Origin of the sequence: Methylobacterium sp. ap11, from assembly GCF_900110515.1 — a bacterium.
In the GTDB taxonomy this organism is placed as follows: domain Bacteria; phylum Pseudomonadota; class Alphaproteobacteria; order Rhizobiales; family Beijerinckiaceae; genus Methylobacterium; species Methylobacterium ajmalii.
The window spans coordinates 293,710-310,822 of the sequence record NZ_FOEB01000005.1; the positions used below are offsets into that span (position 1 = coordinate 293,710).

20 protein-coding genes are annotated in these 17,113 nt (G+C 71.3%); 13 read left to right on the top strand and 7 right to left on the bottom strand.

Annotated features, from left to right (window positions below):
- Positions 1-1,248 (bottom strand): tRNA (N(6)-L-threonylcarbamoyladenosine(37)-C(2))-methylthiotransferase MtaB, encoded by a 1,248-nt coding sequence (mtaB, locus tag BMX97_RS09800; protein ID WP_091748687.1) that lies wholly within the window; start codon positions 1,246-1,248, stop codon positions 1-3.
- The gene (gene dapF, locus BMX97_RS09805) at positions 1,245-2,132 is read right to left on the bottom strand and encodes a diaminopimelate epimerase (protein WP_091748690.1); all 888 of its coding nucleotides are present in this window, start codon (positions 2,130-2,132) and stop codon (positions 1,245-1,247) included. Before dapF ends, mtaB begins: the two co-directional genes overlap by 4 nt.
- A 271-nt stretch (positions 2,133-2,403) precedes the next feature.
- On the opposite strand from dapF, the gene BMX97_RS09810 reads away from it, so the two are divergent.
- Positions 2,404-3,192 (top strand): GyrI-like domain-containing protein, encoded by a 789-nt coding sequence (locus BMX97_RS09810; protein ID WP_091748693.1) that lies wholly within the window; start codon positions 2,404-2,406, stop codon positions 3,190-3,192.
- A gap of 78 nt (positions 3,193-3,270) precedes the next feature.
- On the opposite strand, the gene BMX97_RS09815 is transcribed toward BMX97_RS09810, so the two are convergent.
- Genes BMX97_RS09815 through BMX97_RS09825 form a run of 3 tightly spaced genes read right to left on the bottom strand, consistent with a single transcriptional unit; the run spans position 3,271 to position 4,807 of the window.
- Positions 3,271-3,870 (bottom strand): DsbE family thiol:disulfide interchange protein, encoded by a 600-nt coding sequence (locus BMX97_RS09815; protein ID WP_244538359.1) that lies wholly within the window; start codon positions 3,868-3,870, stop codon positions 3,271-3,273.
- Positions 3,867-4,037: a heme exporter protein CcmD gene (gene ccmD, locus BMX97_RS09820; protein ID WP_091748696.1), complete on the bottom strand. Its 171-nt coding sequence runs from the start codon at positions 4,035-4,037 to the stop codon at positions 3,867-3,869. Before ccmD ends, BMX97_RS09815 begins: the two co-directional genes overlap by 4 nt.
- A gap of 2 nt (positions 4,038-4,039) precedes the next feature.
- On the bottom strand, positions 4,040-4,807 hold the full coding sequence (locus BMX97_RS09825; protein ID WP_060847474.1) for a heme ABC transporter permease: 768 nt from the start codon (positions 4,805-4,807) through the stop codon (positions 4,040-4,042).
- A gap of 147 nt (positions 4,808-4,954) precedes the next feature.
- Here BMX97_RS09825 and BMX97_RS09830 point away from each other — a divergent pair, with 147 nt between their 5' ends.
- From BMX97_RS09830 to BMX97_RS09845, 4 genes are all read left to right on the top strand, one after another.
- Positions 4,955-5,128 (top strand): DUF1328 domain-containing protein, encoded by a 174-nt coding sequence (locus BMX97_RS09830; RefSeq protein ID WP_048429188.1) that lies wholly within the window; start codon positions 4,955-4,957, stop codon positions 5,126-5,128.
- A gap of 141 nt (positions 5,129-5,269) precedes the next feature.
- Complete coding sequence (locus BMX97_RS09835) at positions 5,270-5,731, top strand: GNAT family N-acetyltransferase (protein WP_091749020.1); 462 nt, start codon at positions 5,270-5,272, stop codon at positions 5,729-5,731.
- Between the two features lie 79 nt (positions 5,732-5,810).
- The gene (locus BMX97_RS09840; RefSeq protein ID WP_091748699.1) at positions 5,811-6,086 is read left to right on the top strand and encodes a BrnT family toxin; all 276 of its coding nucleotides are present in this window, start codon (positions 5,811-5,813) and stop codon (positions 6,084-6,086) included.
- Positions 6,073-6,393, top strand: coding sequence for a BrnA antitoxin family protein (locus BMX97_RS09845; protein ID WP_091748702.1), 321 nt, complete (start codon positions 6,073-6,075; stop codon positions 6,391-6,393). The genes BMX97_RS09840 and BMX97_RS09845 overlap by 14 nt, the downstream gene beginning before the upstream one ends.
- 2 nt (positions 6,394-6,395) lie before the next feature.
- On the opposite strand, the gene ccmB is transcribed toward BMX97_RS09845, so the two are convergent.
- Both ccmB and ccmA read right to left on the bottom strand, forming a co-directional pair.
- Positions 6,396-7,064, bottom strand: a complete 669-nt coding sequence (gene ccmB, locus BMX97_RS09850; protein WP_091748705.1) for a heme exporter protein CcmB — start codon at positions 7,062-7,064, stop codon at positions 6,396-6,398.
- Positions 7,064-7,711, bottom strand: coding sequence for a heme ABC exporter ATP-binding protein CcmA (gene ccmA, locus BMX97_RS09855; RefSeq protein ID WP_091748708.1), 648 nt, complete (start codon positions 7,709-7,711; stop codon positions 7,064-7,066). The genes ccmB and ccmA overlap by 1 nt, the downstream gene beginning before the upstream one ends.
- 412 nt (positions 7,712-8,123) lie before the next feature.
- Here ccmA and acnA point away from each other — a divergent pair, with 412 nt between their 5' ends.
- The 8 genes from acnA to BMX97_RS09895 all read left to right on the top strand — a co-directional run bounded on the left by acnA (position 8,124) and on the right by BMX97_RS09895 (position 17,044).
- Positions 8,124-10,823, top strand: coding sequence for an aconitate hydratase AcnA (acnA, locus tag BMX97_RS09860; RefSeq protein WP_091748711.1), 2,700 nt, complete (start codon positions 8,124-8,126; stop codon positions 10,821-10,823).
- Between the two features lie 147 nt (positions 10,824-10,970).
- Positions 10,971-11,276 (top strand): hypothetical protein, encoded by a 306-nt coding sequence (locus tag BMX97_RS09865; RefSeq protein ID WP_048429181.1) that lies wholly within the window; start codon positions 10,971-10,973, stop codon positions 11,274-11,276.
- A gap of 73 nt (positions 11,277-11,349) precedes the next feature.
- Entirely contained in the window at positions 11,350-12,552 is a 1,203-nt protein-coding gene (locus BMX97_RS09870; protein ID WP_091748714.1) for a glycosyltransferase, read from the top strand.
- Positions 12,553-12,781: 229 nt separating this feature from the next.
- Positions 12,782-13,501 (top strand): metal ABC transporter permease, encoded by a 720-nt coding sequence (locus BMX97_RS09875; protein WP_244538360.1) that lies wholly within the window; start codon positions 12,782-12,784, stop codon positions 13,499-13,501.
- Positions 13,502-13,855: 354 nt separating this feature from the next.
- Positions 13,856-14,068 (top strand): NepR family anti-sigma factor, encoded by a 213-nt coding sequence (locus tag BMX97_RS09880; protein ID WP_091748717.1) that lies wholly within the window; start codon positions 13,856-13,858, stop codon positions 14,066-14,068.
- 552 nt (positions 14,069-14,620) lie between these two features.
- Entirely contained in the window at positions 14,621-15,853 is a 1,233-nt protein-coding gene (locus BMX97_RS09885; RefSeq protein ID WP_091748720.1) for an alpha/beta hydrolase, read from the top strand.
- Between the two features lie 130 nt (positions 15,854-15,983).
- Positions 15,984-16,589 carry a glutathione S-transferase gene (locus tag BMX97_RS09890; protein WP_091748723.1) on the top strand — a complete coding sequence of 202 codons (606 nt, stop codon included), beginning with the start codon at positions 15,984-15,986 and terminating at the stop codon, positions 16,587-16,589.
- 221 nt (positions 16,590-16,810) lie between these two features.
- Complete coding sequence (locus BMX97_RS09895) at positions 16,811-17,044, top strand: hypothetical protein (RefSeq protein ID WP_244538361.1); 234 nt, start codon at positions 16,811-16,813, stop codon at positions 17,042-17,044.
- Positions 17,045-17,113: the final 69 nt, after the last annotated feature.

Sequence of the window (17,113 nt, forward strand, 5' to 3'; positions counted from 1 at the left end):
TCACCCCGCCTGCAGCCTGTGTCCCTGCAAGAGCTGCCCGTCATGCCCGGCGATCCGCAGGTCGATCAGCGTCCCGGCCTCGACGCCCTCCGGCAGCCGGACCGGCAGAAAACCCTCGGTGCGGCCGGTGCCGCCGCGCTCGGCCAGGACGCGACGGGTCTCGCCGACCTCGCGGTCGAGGCGGCGGGCGAAGGCGGTCGCGCCGGCCTCGCGCAGGCGCGCGGCGCGCTCCTTGATCGCCGCAGGCGCCACCTGGGGCATCCGCGCGGCCGGGGTGCCGGGGCGGGGCGAGTAGGGGAAGACGTGGAGCTGGGCGAGGCCGCATTCCGCGACGAGGGCGAGGGAGCGGGCGAACTGCGCCTCGGTCTCGGTCGGGAAGCCGGCGATCAGGTCGGCGCCGAACACCGCGTCGGGGCGAAGGGCCCGGATCTCGGCGCAGAACCGGATCGCGTCGTCCCGGCCGTGGCGGCGCTTCATCCGCTTGAGGATCAGGTCGTCGCCGGCCTGGAGCGAGAGGTGGAGATGCGGCATCAGCCGCGCCTCCTCGGCGAAGGCCGCCACCAATTCGGGGTCGGCCTCGACGGAATCGATCGAGGACAGGCGCAGGCGGTCGAGGTCGGGCACCCCGCGCAGGATCGCCCGCACCAGGGCGCCGAGGCCGGTCTCGCCGAGGTCGCGGCCATAGGCGGTGAGGTCGACGCCGGTCAGCACCACCTCGCGGGTGCCCTCCGCCACCAGCGCGCGGACCTGTGCCACGACGTCGGCGGCCGGCACCGAGCGCGAGTTGCCGCGCCCGAACGGGATGACGCAGAACGTGCAGCGGTGGTCGCAGCCGTTCTGCACCGGCAGGAAGGCGCGGGTGCGCGCCCGCATCGCCGTCGCCGCGGGCACCGGATCGGGGCCCAGCGCCATCACGTCGTCGATCCGCACCCGCTCGGGCGCGGGGCCGGTCCAGGTCGCCGGGTCGAGCTTGCGGCGGTTGCCGACGATCTCGGCCACCTCCGGCATGGCGACGTAGGCGTCGGTCTCGACCTGGACGCCGCAGCCCGTCACCACCACCCGGGCCGCCGGATTGGCGCGGGCGGCGGCCCGGATCGCCTTGCGGGCCTGGCGGCCGGCCTCGGCCGTGACCGCGCAGGTGTTGACGAGGAGGAGACCGGTGCGGCCCGCGCCTTCCGCCTGCCGGCGCATCGCCTCCGATTCGGCGGCGTTGAGGCGGCAGCCAAAGCTCAGGACCTCCACGCTCACGCGGCGGCCTCGAACAGCGAGGGGGCGAAGGTGCCCTCGTGCTCCAGCTCGGTCGGGCCTGTCATGCGGACGTGGTCGTCCTCGCCCCAGACGATGCGCAGATCGCCGCCCGGCAGGGTGACGGTGGCCTCGCGGTCGGTGAGACGCAGGCGCGCCGCGGCGACGAGAGCGGCGCAGGCCGCCGTGCCGCAGGCCCGGGTCAGGCCGGCGCCGCGCTCCCACACCTTCAGGCGGATGTGGCCGCGGTCGAGGACCCGGGCGAGGGAGATGTTGGCCCGGTCCGGGAAGATCGGGTGGCATTCGAGCAGCGGCCCGACCCGGGCGAGGTCGTAGCCGTCGGGGTCGCGCTCGACGAAGAACACCGCGTGCGGGTTGCCCATGCTGACCGCCCCCGGCGAGTGCAGCAGCGGATCGTCGATCGGCCCGACCTGCAGCTCGATGCGGCGGGTGTCGGGAAAGGGCTCGGCGAGGGGGATCTCGTCCCAGCGCAGGCGCGGCCGCCCCATGTCGACGGTGAAGTCCACCGGCGACACCCGCACGACCGCGAGGAGGCCGGGCCGGGTCTCGAGAACCAGGTTCTCCCCCAGCGGCGGGCGCGCCATCGCGGGATCGTCCAGCATCGCCCAGGCGACGCAGCGGGTGCCGTTGCCGCAGGCGCCGGCCTCCGACCCGTCGGTGTTGTAGATCCGCACGAAGGCGTCGGTGCCCGGGGTGACGGGATCGTGCAGCACCATCATCTGGTCGAAGCGCGAGGCCGGGTCGGCCGCGATCGCCCGGGCCTCGGCGGGCTGCACCCGCACGTCGCTCCCGCGCAGGTCCAGCACCACGATCTCGTTGCCGAGCCCGTTCATCTTCAGGAAGCGGCGATGGGCGAGGGGGGACACGGGCGGGGTTCTCCGGCGGGCGCAAGATGGGGGCCGCGCGCTGTATGGACCAGAACCGGCCCGCAGGCGAGACGAGGCGGGGGCCGCCCGGGCGAGGGCCATGGCGCTCACGGTCTCGCGATGAGGGCGCAACGGCTTTACGCTTGACGCGTTCGACCGGGCCGGCGATGCCGGCCCACGCCACAACCGGCCCGTCCCCGCGACGGCCGGTCGATGCCAGTGCCGGCCGGCCTGGCCGGCCCATGCCAGAGCCCGGAGCGTTCCGCCCGTGATGAAGACCCGCCTCCCGACGATCGCGATCGGCCTCGCCGCGTCCCTGGCCTGCGGGGCCTCCGTTCTGGCCCAGCAGCCCGCACCGGCTCCCGCGCCCGCCCCGTCGCCGGCCGCGCCCCCGGCCGCGACGCCCTCGCCGGCCCAGACGACCCCGCTGCCGACCACCACGGCCCCCGGCCCGGGCCCGGGCACCAACCAGGCGCCGACCCCGCCCGCCCCCGAGAAGGCGCTGCCACCCGGGACCCCGGCGGTGCCGCCGGCAGGCCAGGCGCCGTCGAGCGCCAACCGGCCGCCCCTCGTCGCCAATCCGGGCGACCCGTCGGACGTCGACGAGGTGACGCTGCCGGCCAAGCCCGCGGCGATCCTGTCCGGCACCGCGAAGTGGGACCAGGCGGTGCCGAGCCTCAAGGAGGCGATCGCCAAGGTCGAGGCGGCTTTGGCCCAGGCCGGCATCAAGGCCAACGGCAAGCCGATCTCGGTCTTCAACCGCACCGACGACGACGGCTTCCAGTACGAGGTGATGGTGCCGGTGGAGGCGGTGCCGACCCCGCGCCCGGCCGGCCTGCCCGACGACCTGCGCTTCGGCGCGACCCCGAGCGGCAAGGCCCTCCGCTTCACCCACAAGGGCCCCTACGAGGGGATCGACCAGACCTACGAGACGGTGACGGCCTATCTCGACGCCAAGGGCATCCTGGTCCAGGACGCCTTCGTGGAGGAGTACCTGACCCCGCTCGCGAGCCCGTCCGACGAGGCGCTCGAGGTCAACATCTACGCCCTGCCGAAATAGGAAGCGCTCCCCGACCCGGACGACCGGAGCGTGGACGGAGAGGGATGTGCGACGGGGGCGGGGTCCGGACCCCGCCCCTTATTGCATCGCCCGCACCCGGGCCAGGAAGGCGTCGTAGGTCTCCGGCGTCAGGATGCCGACGAGCTTCTCGCGAATGCGCCCGTCCGGGCCGATGACGAAGGTCTCCGGCACGCCGTAGACCCCGAGGTCGATGCCGACGCGGCCGGCCTCGTCGGCGCCGACGGCGCGGAACGGGTTGCCGTGGCGGCCGAGGAAGCGGCGGCCGTTCTCGGGCTGGTCCTTGTAGTCGATGCCGACGAGGTTCACCCCGTCGCGGGAGAGCCGCATCAGCATCGGGTGCTCGATCTGGCAGGGCGCGCACCAGGACGCCCAGACGTTGAGCACCGTCACCTTGCCCTTCAGGTCCGCCGCCGTCAGGCCCGGCACCGCGGCTCCGTCCACCGCCAGGCCGGGAACCGGCGGCAGCGCGAAGTCCGGCACCGGCCGGCCGATCAGCGCCGAGGGGATGGCCGAGGGGTCGTAGCCCTTGGTGAGCAGCTTGCCGAGGAAGATGCCGGCGAGCGCCGCGAAGGCGAGGAGCGGCAGCAGGAAGATCAGCCGGGACCGGCGCGGCGCCTCGTCGGCGGGCTCGATCGGATGCAGGGGGGCGTCGCTCACCGGGCGCCCCGCGCGGCGTCCCGTTCGAGCGGCTCTTTCGCCAGGCGGCCGAGCGCCCGCTCCTGCGCCCGCTGGTCGAGGACCGCGTGCGCGACGAGGCCGAGGATCACCAGGGCGGTGAAGCCGTAGGCGCCGAGGATGAAGGCCGAGTGGGGTCCGAGATCCATGGTCAGGCCGCCTGCGGCGCCATCAGGGCGGCGTCGAGCCGCTCGGCCTCGAGGATCGTCAACGTGCGCACGCGCCGGCGCAGGATCTCGGTGCGCATCGCCTGGAGGTGGAGCGCGATGCCGAGCACCGAGGCGGCGGCGATCATGACGAGCAGGGGATAGAGCATCGAGGCGTAGATGGTCGGCCCGCCCATCCGCAGGATCGAGGCCGGCTGGTGCAGGGTCGACCACCAGTTCACCGAGAACTTGATGATCGGCAGGTTGACGGCGCCGACCAGCGTCAGGATCGCGACCGCCCGGGCGGCCCGGCTCGGGTCCTCGATGGTGCGCCACAGGGCGAGCAGCCCGCAATAGATCAGGAAGAGCACCAGCATCGAGGTCAGGCGCGCGTCCCAGACCCAGTAGGTGCCCCACATCGGCTTGCCCCAGAGTGAGCCGGTGACGAGGCAGATCAGCGTGAAGGCGGCGCCGATCGGGGCGGCGGCGCGCTGCGCCACGTCGGCGAGGGGATGGCGCCAGATCAGGGTGCCGAGCGCCGAGACCGCCATGGCGCCGTAGAAGAACACCGCCATCCAGGCCGCCGGGACGTGGATGTACATGATCCGCACCGTCTCGCCCTGCTGGTAGTCGGGCGGCGCGACGAACCAGGTCAGGTACTGGCCGACGGCCAGCAGCACGACCGCGAGACCCGCCACCCAGGGCAGCAGGGCCCCGGACCAGCGCATGAAGTGGCCGGGCTGCGCCAGCCGGGTGAGGAGACCCATCGCCATGGTGGCGGTGTAGCCCGCGCGGGCCTCCCCGGGCAATGCGGACGAACGGCGCAGACGGGCGCGGCACGCCGGGACGGCTGCCGGAACGAAGCGTGGCGGTGGCGGTTATCGCTGCGACTTGTCGCAAGGCACCGGAGTACCGCCGCGATGTTGAAATGGGCGATCATCTTCTTCGTGATCTCGCTGGTGGCCGGCGGCCTCGGCTTCACCAACGTGGCGTCGGGCGCCCGCGGCATCGCGCGGCTGCTGTTCGGGCTCTTCCTGGTGATCGCGGTGGTGATCGTGATCGCCGCGGTGCTGATGGGCCAGGCGGTGTTCTAAGCAGATTTCGCCGAAGTGGTTGCCGGTTCGGCGCCGAAAATCTGCGACAAAACAAGAGCCTGAGCAGACTTGCGTTGGCAGGCCGACGCAAGTCTGCTCAGCCGCGGCGCCGCTCCCCCGGTGCGCGGCGCCGGGGGGCGCATGGCGTACGCGATTCGCGGAGCGGTGACGGACGATGCGGCAGCAATCAGCCGCGTCGTCCTCGCCGCATTGCACGAGACCAACGCCCGCGATTACGGCCCCGAGACCATCGCGCGGATCGCCGGCGGCTTCACGCCGGACGGAATCTCCGCGCAGATCGCGGCGCGACAGGTCTTCGTCGCCCTCGACGGGAACCGCATCCTCGGCACCGCGAGCCGCGACGGAGGGGTGGTACGCGCCGTCTTCGTGACGCCCGAGGTGCAGGGACGCGGCATCGGCAGGCGCATGATGGCCGAGGTCGACCGCGCCGCCCGTGCGGCCGGCCTCGAAACGCTGACCCTGCAATCCTCGCTGACGGCGGTGGGCTTCTACGCGCGGCTCGGGTTCCGGGCGGTGCGCGAGCACCGGCACGGGCAGGAGCGGACGGTGGTCATGGAACGGGATGTCCCCACGACGGCATGATCGCCACGAGCCCTACAGATACGTCGCGATTGCTGCAGCTCATGTTTTCGTATATACGAAAATATGAAGGATACGAACCATGACGTTCGTGTGGGACGAGCCGAAACGACAGGCAAACCTGACGAAGCACGGCTTCGACCTCGCGGATTTCGAGGATGCGTTCAGCTTCGAGCGCTTCCTCACCATCGATGCTGCACAAAGCGAAACCGGACGTACCAGATTCAAGCTGATCGGCACCTGGTACGGAGAGGTCGTCGTGGTGGCAATCGTCTCTCCGCTCGGGTCGGAAGCCACCGCTGTCGTCAGCGTCCGCCGCGCCAACAAGACCGAGAGGGCCGCCTATGCCGTCCCATGACCACGCACCCGGATACGTCCCGAACCCGCTCTACTCGCAGGACGATTGGGATGAGGTCTCCGACACCCCGCCGCTGACGGGCGAAGAGTTGGCGCGGGCACGTCCGGGGCCCGACGGGATGCCGGACGAGATGGCGGCCGCGTTCCGGAGCCGTGCCGGCCGGCCAAGGTTGGAGACGCGGCGCGTTCCGGTGTCGTTGCGGATCGATCCCGAGATCCTCGAGACCTTCAAGGCCACCGGTCCGGGCTGGCAGACGCGCATGCACGAGGTGCTGGCCGAGGCGGCCCGAAGGCTGAAGGCGGCCTGAGCCTACTCCCCCCACCGCAGCGCCGCCGCCGCCGCCAACGTGCCGACCACTCCGGCCGCGAGGCTCAACGCGCCGAGGATCGCCAGCGGCGTCGTGAACGGCACGGTGCCGCCGAGCGCCGCGTCCGTCGCCGAGACGCCGAAGATCAGGGTCGGCACCATCAGGGGCAGCACCACCACGGCGAGGATCAGGCCGCCGCGGCGGATCGAGGCGGTGAGCGCCGCGCCGACGGCGCCGATGAAGGTGAGCGCCGGGGTGCCGACCAGCAGCGTCAGGCTGGTCGCCGCCATGCCGGTCGGGCTCAACGCCACCAGGAGCCCGAACAGCGGGGTGGCGAGCGCCAGCGGCAGGCCGGTGGTGAGCCAGTGCGCCGTGACCTTGGCCAGCACCAGCAGTTCCAGAGGCGCCGGGGCGCCGGAGAGAAGGTCGAGGGAGCCGTCCTCCTCGTCGGCCTGAAACAGCCGGTCGAGGCCGATGAGCGTCGCCAGCACCGCGGCGATCCACAGGATGCCAGGGCCGATCCGGGCCAGCAGGTTGAGGTCGGGCCCGAGTCCGAACGGCACCAGGGCGACGATCATCAGGAAGAAGACGAGGGACAGGGCGCCCGAGCCGCCGATGCGGCCGGCGAGCCGCAGGTCGCGGGCGACCACCGCCAGGAAGGCGCGACCCATCACATCACCTCGGCGAAGGGATCGGCGGCAAGCTCGGCCCGGCCGGCGCGAAATTCCTCGACGGAGAGTTCGCGGGCCTCCTCCAGCCCGAGGGCCTGGTGGGTCGCGGCGATGACGAGCCCGCCCCCCGCCAGATGCGCCCGCATCAGCCCGGCGAGCGCGGCTTGCGAGGCGACGTCGAGGGCGGCGGTCGGCTCGTCGAGGAGCCAGAGCGGGCGGCGGCAGACGAGGAGCCGGGCGAGCGCCACCCGCCGGCGCTGGCCGGCCGAGAGATAGGCGACCGGCAGCCCGGCCGCGTGGGCGAGGCCGAGGCGGGCCAGCGCCGCGCGGGGCTCGAGGTCGGCGTTGCCCAGGAGGTCGCGGGCGAAAGCGAGGTTCTCCTCCGCGGTGAGGGCGCCCTTGAGCCCGTCGCGGTGGCCGACGACGTGGAGGCATTCGGGGATGGTGCGCTCGCCCACGTCCTCCGCAGCCAGCCGTCCGGCCTCCGGCCGCAGCCGCCCGGCGAGGATCGCGAGCAGCGACGACTTGCCGGCGCCGTTGCGGCCGGTGACGGTCAGCGCCTCGCCGGCCTCCAGGGTGAAGGAGAGCCCGGCGAAGATGCGGCGGCCGGAGCGCCGGCAGGCGAGGTCCTCGGCGATCAGGCGCAAGGGCGGGGGTCCAAGGGCAAGGGCTCCGAGGGGAGGGGCTACGAGGGGAGGGGGGCTCCGCGGGCGGGGAGGAGACCGCCCGCGTTTACGCTATGGCTGCCCGGGCGGGAATGACCGATCGCGCGGCCGAGAGACCCGTAGCGGCCAGTTTCGAAGTGTTCTATACGCATCCCCGGCTGCGCCGCGCGACCTTCAGAGGCGTCCAAACCGTCCTTCGCGCATCCCAGTCCGGGCACCCCCGGGGCGGCGCGCGCACCGTTCGATTCTCGGCCGACGAGGCGAGGGCGAGCGGCAAACGGGCGCGTTCCTTGCGTCGAGCAGGACCGACCCCGCAGCGCATCCGGCCGAACACTTCGTTGTGGCGCAGGCCCTGCCTGTGCCGTGTTCGACAACCCCTCGCGAGGACCACGCCGTGGCATCGATCGACAGCTTCAAGGCCCGCCAGACCATCCAGGCCGGCGCCAAGACCTACACCATCTACGCGATCCCCGAGGCCGAGAAGAACGGCCTGCCGGATGCGAGCCGCCTGCCCTTCTCGATGAAGGTGCTGCTCGAGAACCTGCTCCGCTACGAGGACGACCGCTCGGTCAAGAAGGCCGACATCGAGGCCGTGGTCGGCTGGCTCGAGAACCGCGGCAAGACCGAGGTCGAGATCGCGTTCCGTCCCGCCCGTGTGCTGATGCAGGACTTCACCGGCGTGCCGGCGGTGGTCGATCTCGCGGCGATGCGCGACGCCATGGTGGCGCTCGGCGGCGACCCGCAGAAGATCAACCCGCTGGTGCCGGTCGACCTCGTCATCGACCACTCGGTCATCGTCGACGAGTTCGGCACCCCGAAGGCGCTCGCCGACAACGTTGCGCTCGAATACGAGCGCAACGGCGAGCGCTACACCTTCCTCAAGTGGGGCCAGTCGGCCTTCGACAACTTCTCCGTCGTGCCCCCGGGCACCGGCATCTGCCACCAGGTCAACCTCGAATACCTGTCGCAGACCGTGTGGACCAAGCCCTTCGAGGGCCATGAGGTCGCCTACCCGGATTCGCTCGTCGGCACCGATTCGCACACCACGATGGTCAACGGCCTGGCCGTGCTCGGCTGGGGCGTCGGCGGCATCGAGGCCGAGGCCGCGATGCTCGGCCAGCCGCTGTCGATGCTGATCCCCGAGGTCGTCGGCTTCAAGCTGTCGGGCAAGCTGCCCGAGGGCACCACCGCCACCGACCTCGTGCTCACCGTCACCCAGATGCTGCGCAAGAAGGGCGTGGTTGGCAAGTTCGTGGAGTTCTACGGCCCGGGCCTCGACGACATGTCGGTCGCCGACCGCGCCACGATCTCCAACATGGCGCCGGAATACGGCGCGACCTGCGGCTTCTTCCCGGTCGACCAGAAGACGATCGACTTCCTGAAGGTCACCGGCCGCGCCGACGACCGGATCGCGCTGGTCGAGGCCTACGCCAAGGCGCAGGGCATGTGGCGCGACGCGGCCACCCCGGACCCGGTCTTCACCGACACGCTCGCCCTCGACATGGGCGACGTGAAGCCCTCGCTCGCCGGCCCGAAGCGTCCCCAGGACCGGGTGCTGCTCGACGGCGCCAAGCCCGGCTTTGCCGCCTCGATGGAGACCGAGTTCAAGAAGGCCGCCGACATCGCCAAGCGCTATCCGGTCGAGGGCGCGAACTTCGACATCGGCCACGGCGACGTCGTGATCGCCGCGATCACGTCCTGCACCAACACCTCGAACCCGAGCGTGATGATCGGTGCGGGCCTTCTCGCCCGCAACGCGGTGGCCAAGGGCCTGCGCTCGAAGCCCTGGGTGAAGACCTCGCTCGCCCCCGGCTCCCAGGTGGTGGCGGAGTATCTCGACAAGGCCGGCCTGCAGCCGAGCCTCGACGCGCTCGGCTTCAACCTCGTCGGCTTCGGCTGCACCACCTGCATCGGCAATTCGGGCCCGCTGCCGGCGGCGATCTCGAAGTCGATCAACGACAACGACGTCGTGGCCGCCGCGGTGCTCTCGGGCAACCGCAACTTCGAGGGCCGGGTGAACCCCGACGTGCGGGCGAACTACCTCGCCTCGCCGCCGCTCGTCGTCGCCTACGCGCTCGCCGGTTCGATGCAGATCGACATCACCACCGAGCCCCTCGGCACCGGCTCGGACGGCAAGCCGGTCTACCTGAAGGACATCTGGCCCTCGACCGCCGAGGTCCAGGAGTTCATCGAGGCCAACATCACCTCGACCCTGTTCAAGTCGCGCTACGCCGACGTGTTCGGCGGTGACCAGAACTGGAAGGACGTCGAGGTCACCGAGGCCGAGACCTTCGCGTGGAACGGCGGCTCGACCTACGTCCAGAACCCGCCCTACTTCGTCGGCATGGAGAAGACCCCGAAGCCGGTGGAGGACGTGGTCAATGCCCGCATCCTCGGCCTGTTCCTCGACTCCATCACCACCGACCACATCTCGCCGGCCGGCAACATCCGGGCGGCGTCTCCGGCGGGCGCCTACCTGCAGGAGCACCAGGTCCGGGTGCAGGACTTCAACCAGTACGGCACCCGCCGCGGCAACCACGAAGTCATGATGCGGGGCACCTTCGCCAACATCCGCATCAAGAACCAGATGGTGCGCGACGAGGCCGGCAACGTGGTCGAGGGCGGCTACACCCTGTACCAGCCGTCGGGCGAGCGGATGTTCATCTACGACGCCGCGATGCGCTACGAGCAGGAGGGCACCCCGCTGGTGGTGTTCGCCGGCAAGGAGTACGGCACCGGTTCGTCGCGCGATTGGGCGGCGAAGGGCACCAAGCTGCTCGGCGTCCGCGCCGTGATCGCCGAGAGCTTCGAGCGCATCCACCGCTCGAACCTCGTCGGCATGGGCGTGGTGCCGCTGGTGTTCCAGGGCGACGCCTCCTGGGACTCCCTCGGCCTGAAGGGCGACGAGACCGTGACGATCGAGGGCCTGGCCGGCGAGCTGAAGCCGCGCCAGACGCTCACCGCCAAGATCACCTCGTCCGACGGCTCGGTGAAGGAGGTCCCGCTGACCTGCCGCATCGATACGCTCGACGAGCTCGAGTACTTCCGCAACGGCGGCATCCTTCCCTACGTCCTGCGCCAGCTCGCCGCGTAAGGACCGGGTTCCGGCCGCTCCTCCCCGGGGGAGCGGCCGACTGCCGATCCGGGCCCTCGTGGCGGGGGCCCGGCCACCAGCAACCGGCGACGGGGGCCTTTTCCGAGCGGGAAGGGCCCCTTTCGCATCTTCGGGAGACCCCGCGCGATGAGCCAGGACGACAAGATCACCGGCCTGACCACCCTCTCGGCCCATCACGGCGAGATGATCGCCCGGCTGTCCGAGGCGCAGTCCGACGTCGCCGTGAAGCAGGTGGCCCTGCAGATGGCGGTGCGCTTCGTCGCCGGCATCCTGCGCGGCATCGATTCCGATCATTACCGCCACCAACTCGGCAGCTACCTCGCCATGCTGGAGGACGCCCTGAACCGGGAGGATCCGGATTCCGACCTCGCCCGGCGGGTGCTCGAGACCGTCAAGGCGACCCTGGAGCCGGAAGAGGCCGAGGAGGAGTAGGCTCTTCGTCGATCGGGCCGTGCGGCTCCCTGGGCGAGGCCGCTTTTGCAAGTCATCCGTCGCGAGGCATGCCGTGAGCCTTCCCGAGATCGTCGTCATCGGACGCAGCGCATTCGACATCAAAAGTCCCGGCCCCGATATCGACGTCGAAACGAGGGAATTGAGCTGCTCGTTCTATCCGGACGATCGCGACCTCGAACGAATCCTCGTCGCCAAGCGGCCGCACGTCATCGCGACGTTCGGAGAGGAGGCCAGGTTCCAGAACCTGATGCACGCGCCGTACGAGGTCCGCAAGCGCTGGATCAACTTCGCGGCGGACGTCGATGCCGAGGAGATCGGTCGGCAGATCTTCTACTGCTTCCTGGACAATGCGACCGCCTTTCGACGCTCGCGCCCCCTGGTGAGCGTCTTCACCCCGGCCTATCGGTCGGGAAGCCGGATCCTGCGGCCGTTCCGCTCCCTGCGATCCCAGACCTACGTCGATTGGGAATGGGTCATCGTCGACGACTCCGACGACGACGGTGCGACCTTCTCGGAACTCGAGGCGCTCGCGACCCAGGACCACCGCATCCGCGTGTATCGCCCGCACCGCCCCTCGGGCCGCATCGGCGACGTGAAGCAGACCGCCTGCCGCTTGGCCGGTGGCGACCTCCTCCTCGAGCTGGACCACGACGACGAGCTGACGTCCGGCAGCCTGGAGGCGGTGGCGCTGGCCTTCCACCAGCATCCCGAGGCCGGGTTTCTCTACACGGACTGGGCCGAGGTCTTCGAGGACGGGCGCAATGCGACCTACGGCGAGCATTGGGCCTTCTTCTACGGTAAGGACCGGACGGAATCCTACAACGGCCGAGAGTACATCGTCCACGAAGCGCCGAAAATCAACGCCAAGACGATACGGCACATCGTCTCCGCCCCGAACCACATCAGGGCGTGGCGCAAGGACTTCTACCACGAGATCGGCGGGCACAATCCGGACCTGGCCGCCGCCGACGATTACGAACTGTGCGTGAGGACATTCCTCCACACGAGGATGATTCTTCTGCGAAAATTCTGCTATATTCAATACTACAACACCGTCGGCAATACCCAGAGATTGCGCAACAAGGACATTCAACGACTGACGCGGGCGGTCAGCGAGAAATACGATGCACGCATCCATCGACGTTTCGTCGAGCTCGGCGTCGACGACTTCACCTGGGATGCCGGCCGCCATGCGACGGACTGGTCGCGCGCCAACCCGGCCACCGAGCCGCATTGCAGCCTGCTCGTCGGCTGAGGGCGGCGCGCGATACTCCCGCCCCCGACCCCGCCGACGACAGGAAACCCCGCGAGGGATCGCGAATCGCGGCGCCCTGCCGTCGTCTCTCGTCACCGGGGGAGCCGAGCGACGCCAATGGCGGGGTCCTACGCCCGTTCACGTGTGCGCGAGACGCATATCCTCCGCCGCGAGGCGAACCATAACGGCTGGGGCACAGATCCCTGAGCCCTGCTTCCCGGAGTTTCCCATGCCCCTTCTCAGGACGATCGCGGCCGCCGGCCTGATGCTCGCCGCTGGCGGCCCGTTCGCCGCGGCGCTCGCCGCCCCGCAGGTCGAGCGCCTGCGCGGCACGATCGAGCGCGTCGAGGGCGACGCGGTCACCATCCGCACCCGCGCTGGCACGATCGAGACCGTGCGGCTCGGCACCGGTACGCGGGTGGCGCAGCTCGCCCCGGCGAGCCTCGACGACGTCAAGGACGGCAGCTTCATCGGTACCGCCGCCAAGGCCGGGCCGAAGCCCGGCGACCCGCCGGTCGCCCTCGAGGTACTCATCTTCCCCGAGGCCCTGCGGGGCGCAGGCGAGGGGCACTACCCCTGGGACCGCCTGCCCGACGGTGCCGCCAGCGGCCCGGTCGAGACCAGCATGACGAACGGCACCGTCAAGGCGCCGGAGGTCGAGACCAGCATGACGAACGGCACCGTCAAGGCACCGGGGGTCGAGACCACCATGACCAACGGCACCGTCGCGGGCGCGCCCGGCGCCGCGCGCAGCCTCACGGTGTCCTACAAGGGCCAGAGCCTCGCGGTCGCGGTGCCGCCGGGCACGCCGATCGTGCGGCTGGAGCCCGCCGACCGGGCGGTGCTGGTGCCGGGGGCCAAGGTCTTCGCCTCGGCCGTGCGCGAGGGCGACCGGCTGGAGGCGCGCAGCGTCTCGGTCGGCAAGGACGGTCTGACGCCGCCGATGTGAGGTGATCGGCAGACAACCAGGCCGTGTGACGCGAGGGGGCGCGACGCGCCGCCCGTGACGGTCGGGCGAGGCGATGCGGAAGCGCCAAGTCGAGCGATCGAGGCGCTTCCGCCGACCGACCTCAACCCTCCTGTTCTCAAGACGGAATCGGCCGAGGTACTGGACTTCGTCACCATCCCCGCGGCCGCCGGACCGGCCGTCCCCGAAAAATCGGCGCAACTGCACCCCTTGACGCGCGTTGATCCGGCGAACCGGTAATTCGGTGTCTCCATAACCTGCACGGGTACGGGCCCCGTGTACCGAACGCCGACCTCGTCTTGACGGAGCCGGGACCGTGGTCCCGTTTGACGCGCCATGAAGCTGATCCCGAGCAATCACGCCGCGAGCTACGGCCAGACGCACACCACCGCGTCGTCGCTTGCCGACGCGTTGCTGCTGGCCAAGCTCGGGCACGATCTGCGGGCCATGTACACCGACGTGGCCGACGCGCCGGTGCCCCGCGAGCTGGACGCCCTGGTCGAGCAGCTGAACGCCGTGCTGGGCGACGAGCCCGATCGGCTGCGCTAGAGCGCATCACGATCGCGTTGCACCACGGACCACGACACCGGCCCTGGCCGGGCTCCCCGTTCATTGTCGGCCAACCCCTTTCCCGGATGACTGGAGCGTCAGCGGAAGGAGATCCGGGATCCCGCATGACAAGCCGCGAAGCCTCCGTGCGTCCGCGACGGTGCACCCTGCAGAGCCGCTTCGCGGGACATCCTGTGCAGATCCCGGATCTCCTTGCGCTGACGCTCCAGTCGTCCGGGAAAGGGGGGAGCCTTCATGAAGCGCCCTCGGACGTCCTTCACATTCTCAGTGTCGCGTATCGTGGCGTTGCACTCGCGAAGCTCTCTCGTTTTTTATTTTTCCGCATTGTCTTCGACGAACCGGAGTCCACTTCGTCAAAAAATGCTCTGGGCGTGCAGCGAGGGATCGCTTGCCTCCGCCGGCCGTGGGAGCGTGACTGTACCGCGGAAGCGACAAGACCGGCAGGAACGGGACCGGCCCGAGCGATCGTGCCTTGAGTACGGGCGCGAAACAGTGTGGGGTGCGGCTCCCGAGCCGCAAGCCCCCAGCCTCATGCCGTCGCTTCCCTTCATCCGCCTCGCCCTTCCGCTCGCCCTGGCCTTCGCGGTCCTCGGCGGCGCATCCGGCGCCGGTGCCGCCACGCCGCCCGCCCAGCCCAAGGAGGGGCCGGGAGGCCAGGCCTACGCCGCCGCGAGCGTGGTGAAACGGGTGCTCGGCCGGGCCGGCGCGGTCACGCTGGCCTATTACGGCAACGGCGCCGCTCCGGCGCAGGGGCGGCCGGTGGCGGTGATGCTGCACGCCTGGGGGGCGGTGAACCCGCAGGCCTACGGTTCGTTCATCGAGCACCTCGCGCGATCGGGCTACCTCGTGCTGTTCCCGCGCTTCCAGGAGGTGGGCCGCACCCGGCCGGTGGATGCGAGCGGCCTCGCCGCGAATCTCGTCAAGGACGCGCTCGCCGAGCTCGCCGGCGACCAGGAGGCCAAGCCCGACACGACCCGTGTGGCGCTGATCGGCCACCTCGCCGGCGTGCCGCTGGCGGCCAACCTCGCGGCCCACGCGCGTGAGACCGGACTGCCGGTGCCGCGGCTGATCTTCGGCGCCATGCCGGGCGGCATCGCCCGGGACGACAAGGCCCGGGGCATCGCCCTCCACGACCTCAACGACATCGACCCCGCGACGCTGATCGTCACGGTGATCGGCGACCGGGACGCCCGGGCCGCCGACGTCGCCGCCCGTCGGGTGATGCGGGAGGCGAGCGCCGTGCCGACCGACCACAAGCTGATGGTCCGCGCGCTCTCGGACGACCATGGCTTCCCGGCGCTGTCGGCCACCCTGGCCTCGCCCGCCGGCGTCAACGCGGCCTACGACGTCGCCCAGCTGAAGCTGCCGACCCCCGATCCGAAGCAGAAGCCGGCCCCGTTCAAGTGGTCGGCCGACATGACGCTCACCGGCGAGCAGACCGTGCTGGTGGGGCAGATCAACGGCGCCGGCACCGACAGCCTCGACTACCTCGCGGTCTGGAAGACCTTCGACATGGCGGCGGCCGCCGCTTTCTCGGGCCAGACCGCCACCAGCCTGAAGGGCAACCCGCGCTTCACCGACATGGAGCGCTGGAGCGACGGCTGGCCGGTGCGCCGGCTCTCCGTCGAGACCCCGCGCCCGCCGGCGCCGCCGAAGCCCGGGGCGGCGGTCGCCGCGCCGGCTCCCGTCAAGCCGGCGGCGACCCCTGGCAAGCCCGGGGCCAAGCCGGCCGCGAAACCGGCGGGCTCGGCCCGGGGGCAGTGAACGGCCGGCCGACGACGGCGACCGGAACGGGTCCCGCCGTCGCGCCCGCACCGTGACGGGGCGCCTCGTCCGCCGAGCGGAGGAGACGTTCCGCCGACGACGAAAAACAAGAGAATCCGGAGGAGACCCGATGAAGCTGTTCTACGCCAAGGCCTCGCCCTTCGTCCGCAAGGTGCTGGTCGCCGCCCACGAGCTCGGCCTGGCCGACCGGATCGAGCTGCTGCCGGCGGCCGCCCACCCGATCAACCGCGATGCGACGATCCGGGCGCAGAATCCGCTCGGGCAGGTGCCGACCCTGATCCTCGACGACGGCACCGCGCTCGCCGACAGCCGGGTCATCTGCGAGTACCTCGACCATCTCGGGCAGGGCGACCTGTTTCCGGCGGCGGGGCCGGCCCGCTGGGCGGCGCTGACCGCGCAATCGACCGGCGACGGCCTGCTCGATGCGGCGCTGCTCTGCGTCTACGAGACCCGGGTCCGCCAGGAGGGCGAGCGCTCCGCCGGCTGGGTGACCGGCCAGCGCGAGAAGATCGGCGATGCGCTCGCGCGGATCGACGCGGCGGCGGGCGAGTTCGGCGAGCGGGTCGACATCGCTACCATCACGTATGGCTGCGCCCTCGGCTACCTCGACCTGCGCCTGCCCGACCTCGGCTGGCGCGACCGCGCCCCGGCGGCGGCGGCCTGGTACGCCCGCTTCGGCGAGCGCCCGTCGATGCAGGCGACCCGCCCGGACTGAGCGACGCTCCCGATCGCCGCCGTCGCCGGGCCCGGCGGCGTCGGCCCGAGCGGCGAGCCATGAGCGGTACCGAGGCGCCGGGAAGACGTGTGCCTCCGGGAAGACATATGCCGCCGGGAAGACTTGGCGCGGCCCTTGCTGGGCTTCGGGGCGACGGCCCGGCACAAGCCTGGCCGCGCTACCCTGGCGCCGCGCCGTCCCGCCCGCGGGGCGGCGCAAAGGTGTCCTCGCCCACGGGGGTCTCGCTCGTGCACGACTTCGTCGCCCTCCTCCTCGCCGCCCTGACCTTCTGCCTCGGCTACTGGATCGCCGGGACCCTCGTGCGCCTCGCCGTGCGGCACGACCTCGGCCACGCCCATCTCGGCGAGGGGAGCCTGGCGCAAGTCGCCCTCGCCCTGGTGGCGGCCCTGGCGGCATGGCGATGGGCCCGGGGCGTCCGGTCCGCCGGGGCCTGATCCTCCCCCGCCGGGATCGGCGATACCGGTGAAGACATGCGGGCCGAGACTGGCCGCCCTGCTTCCCCG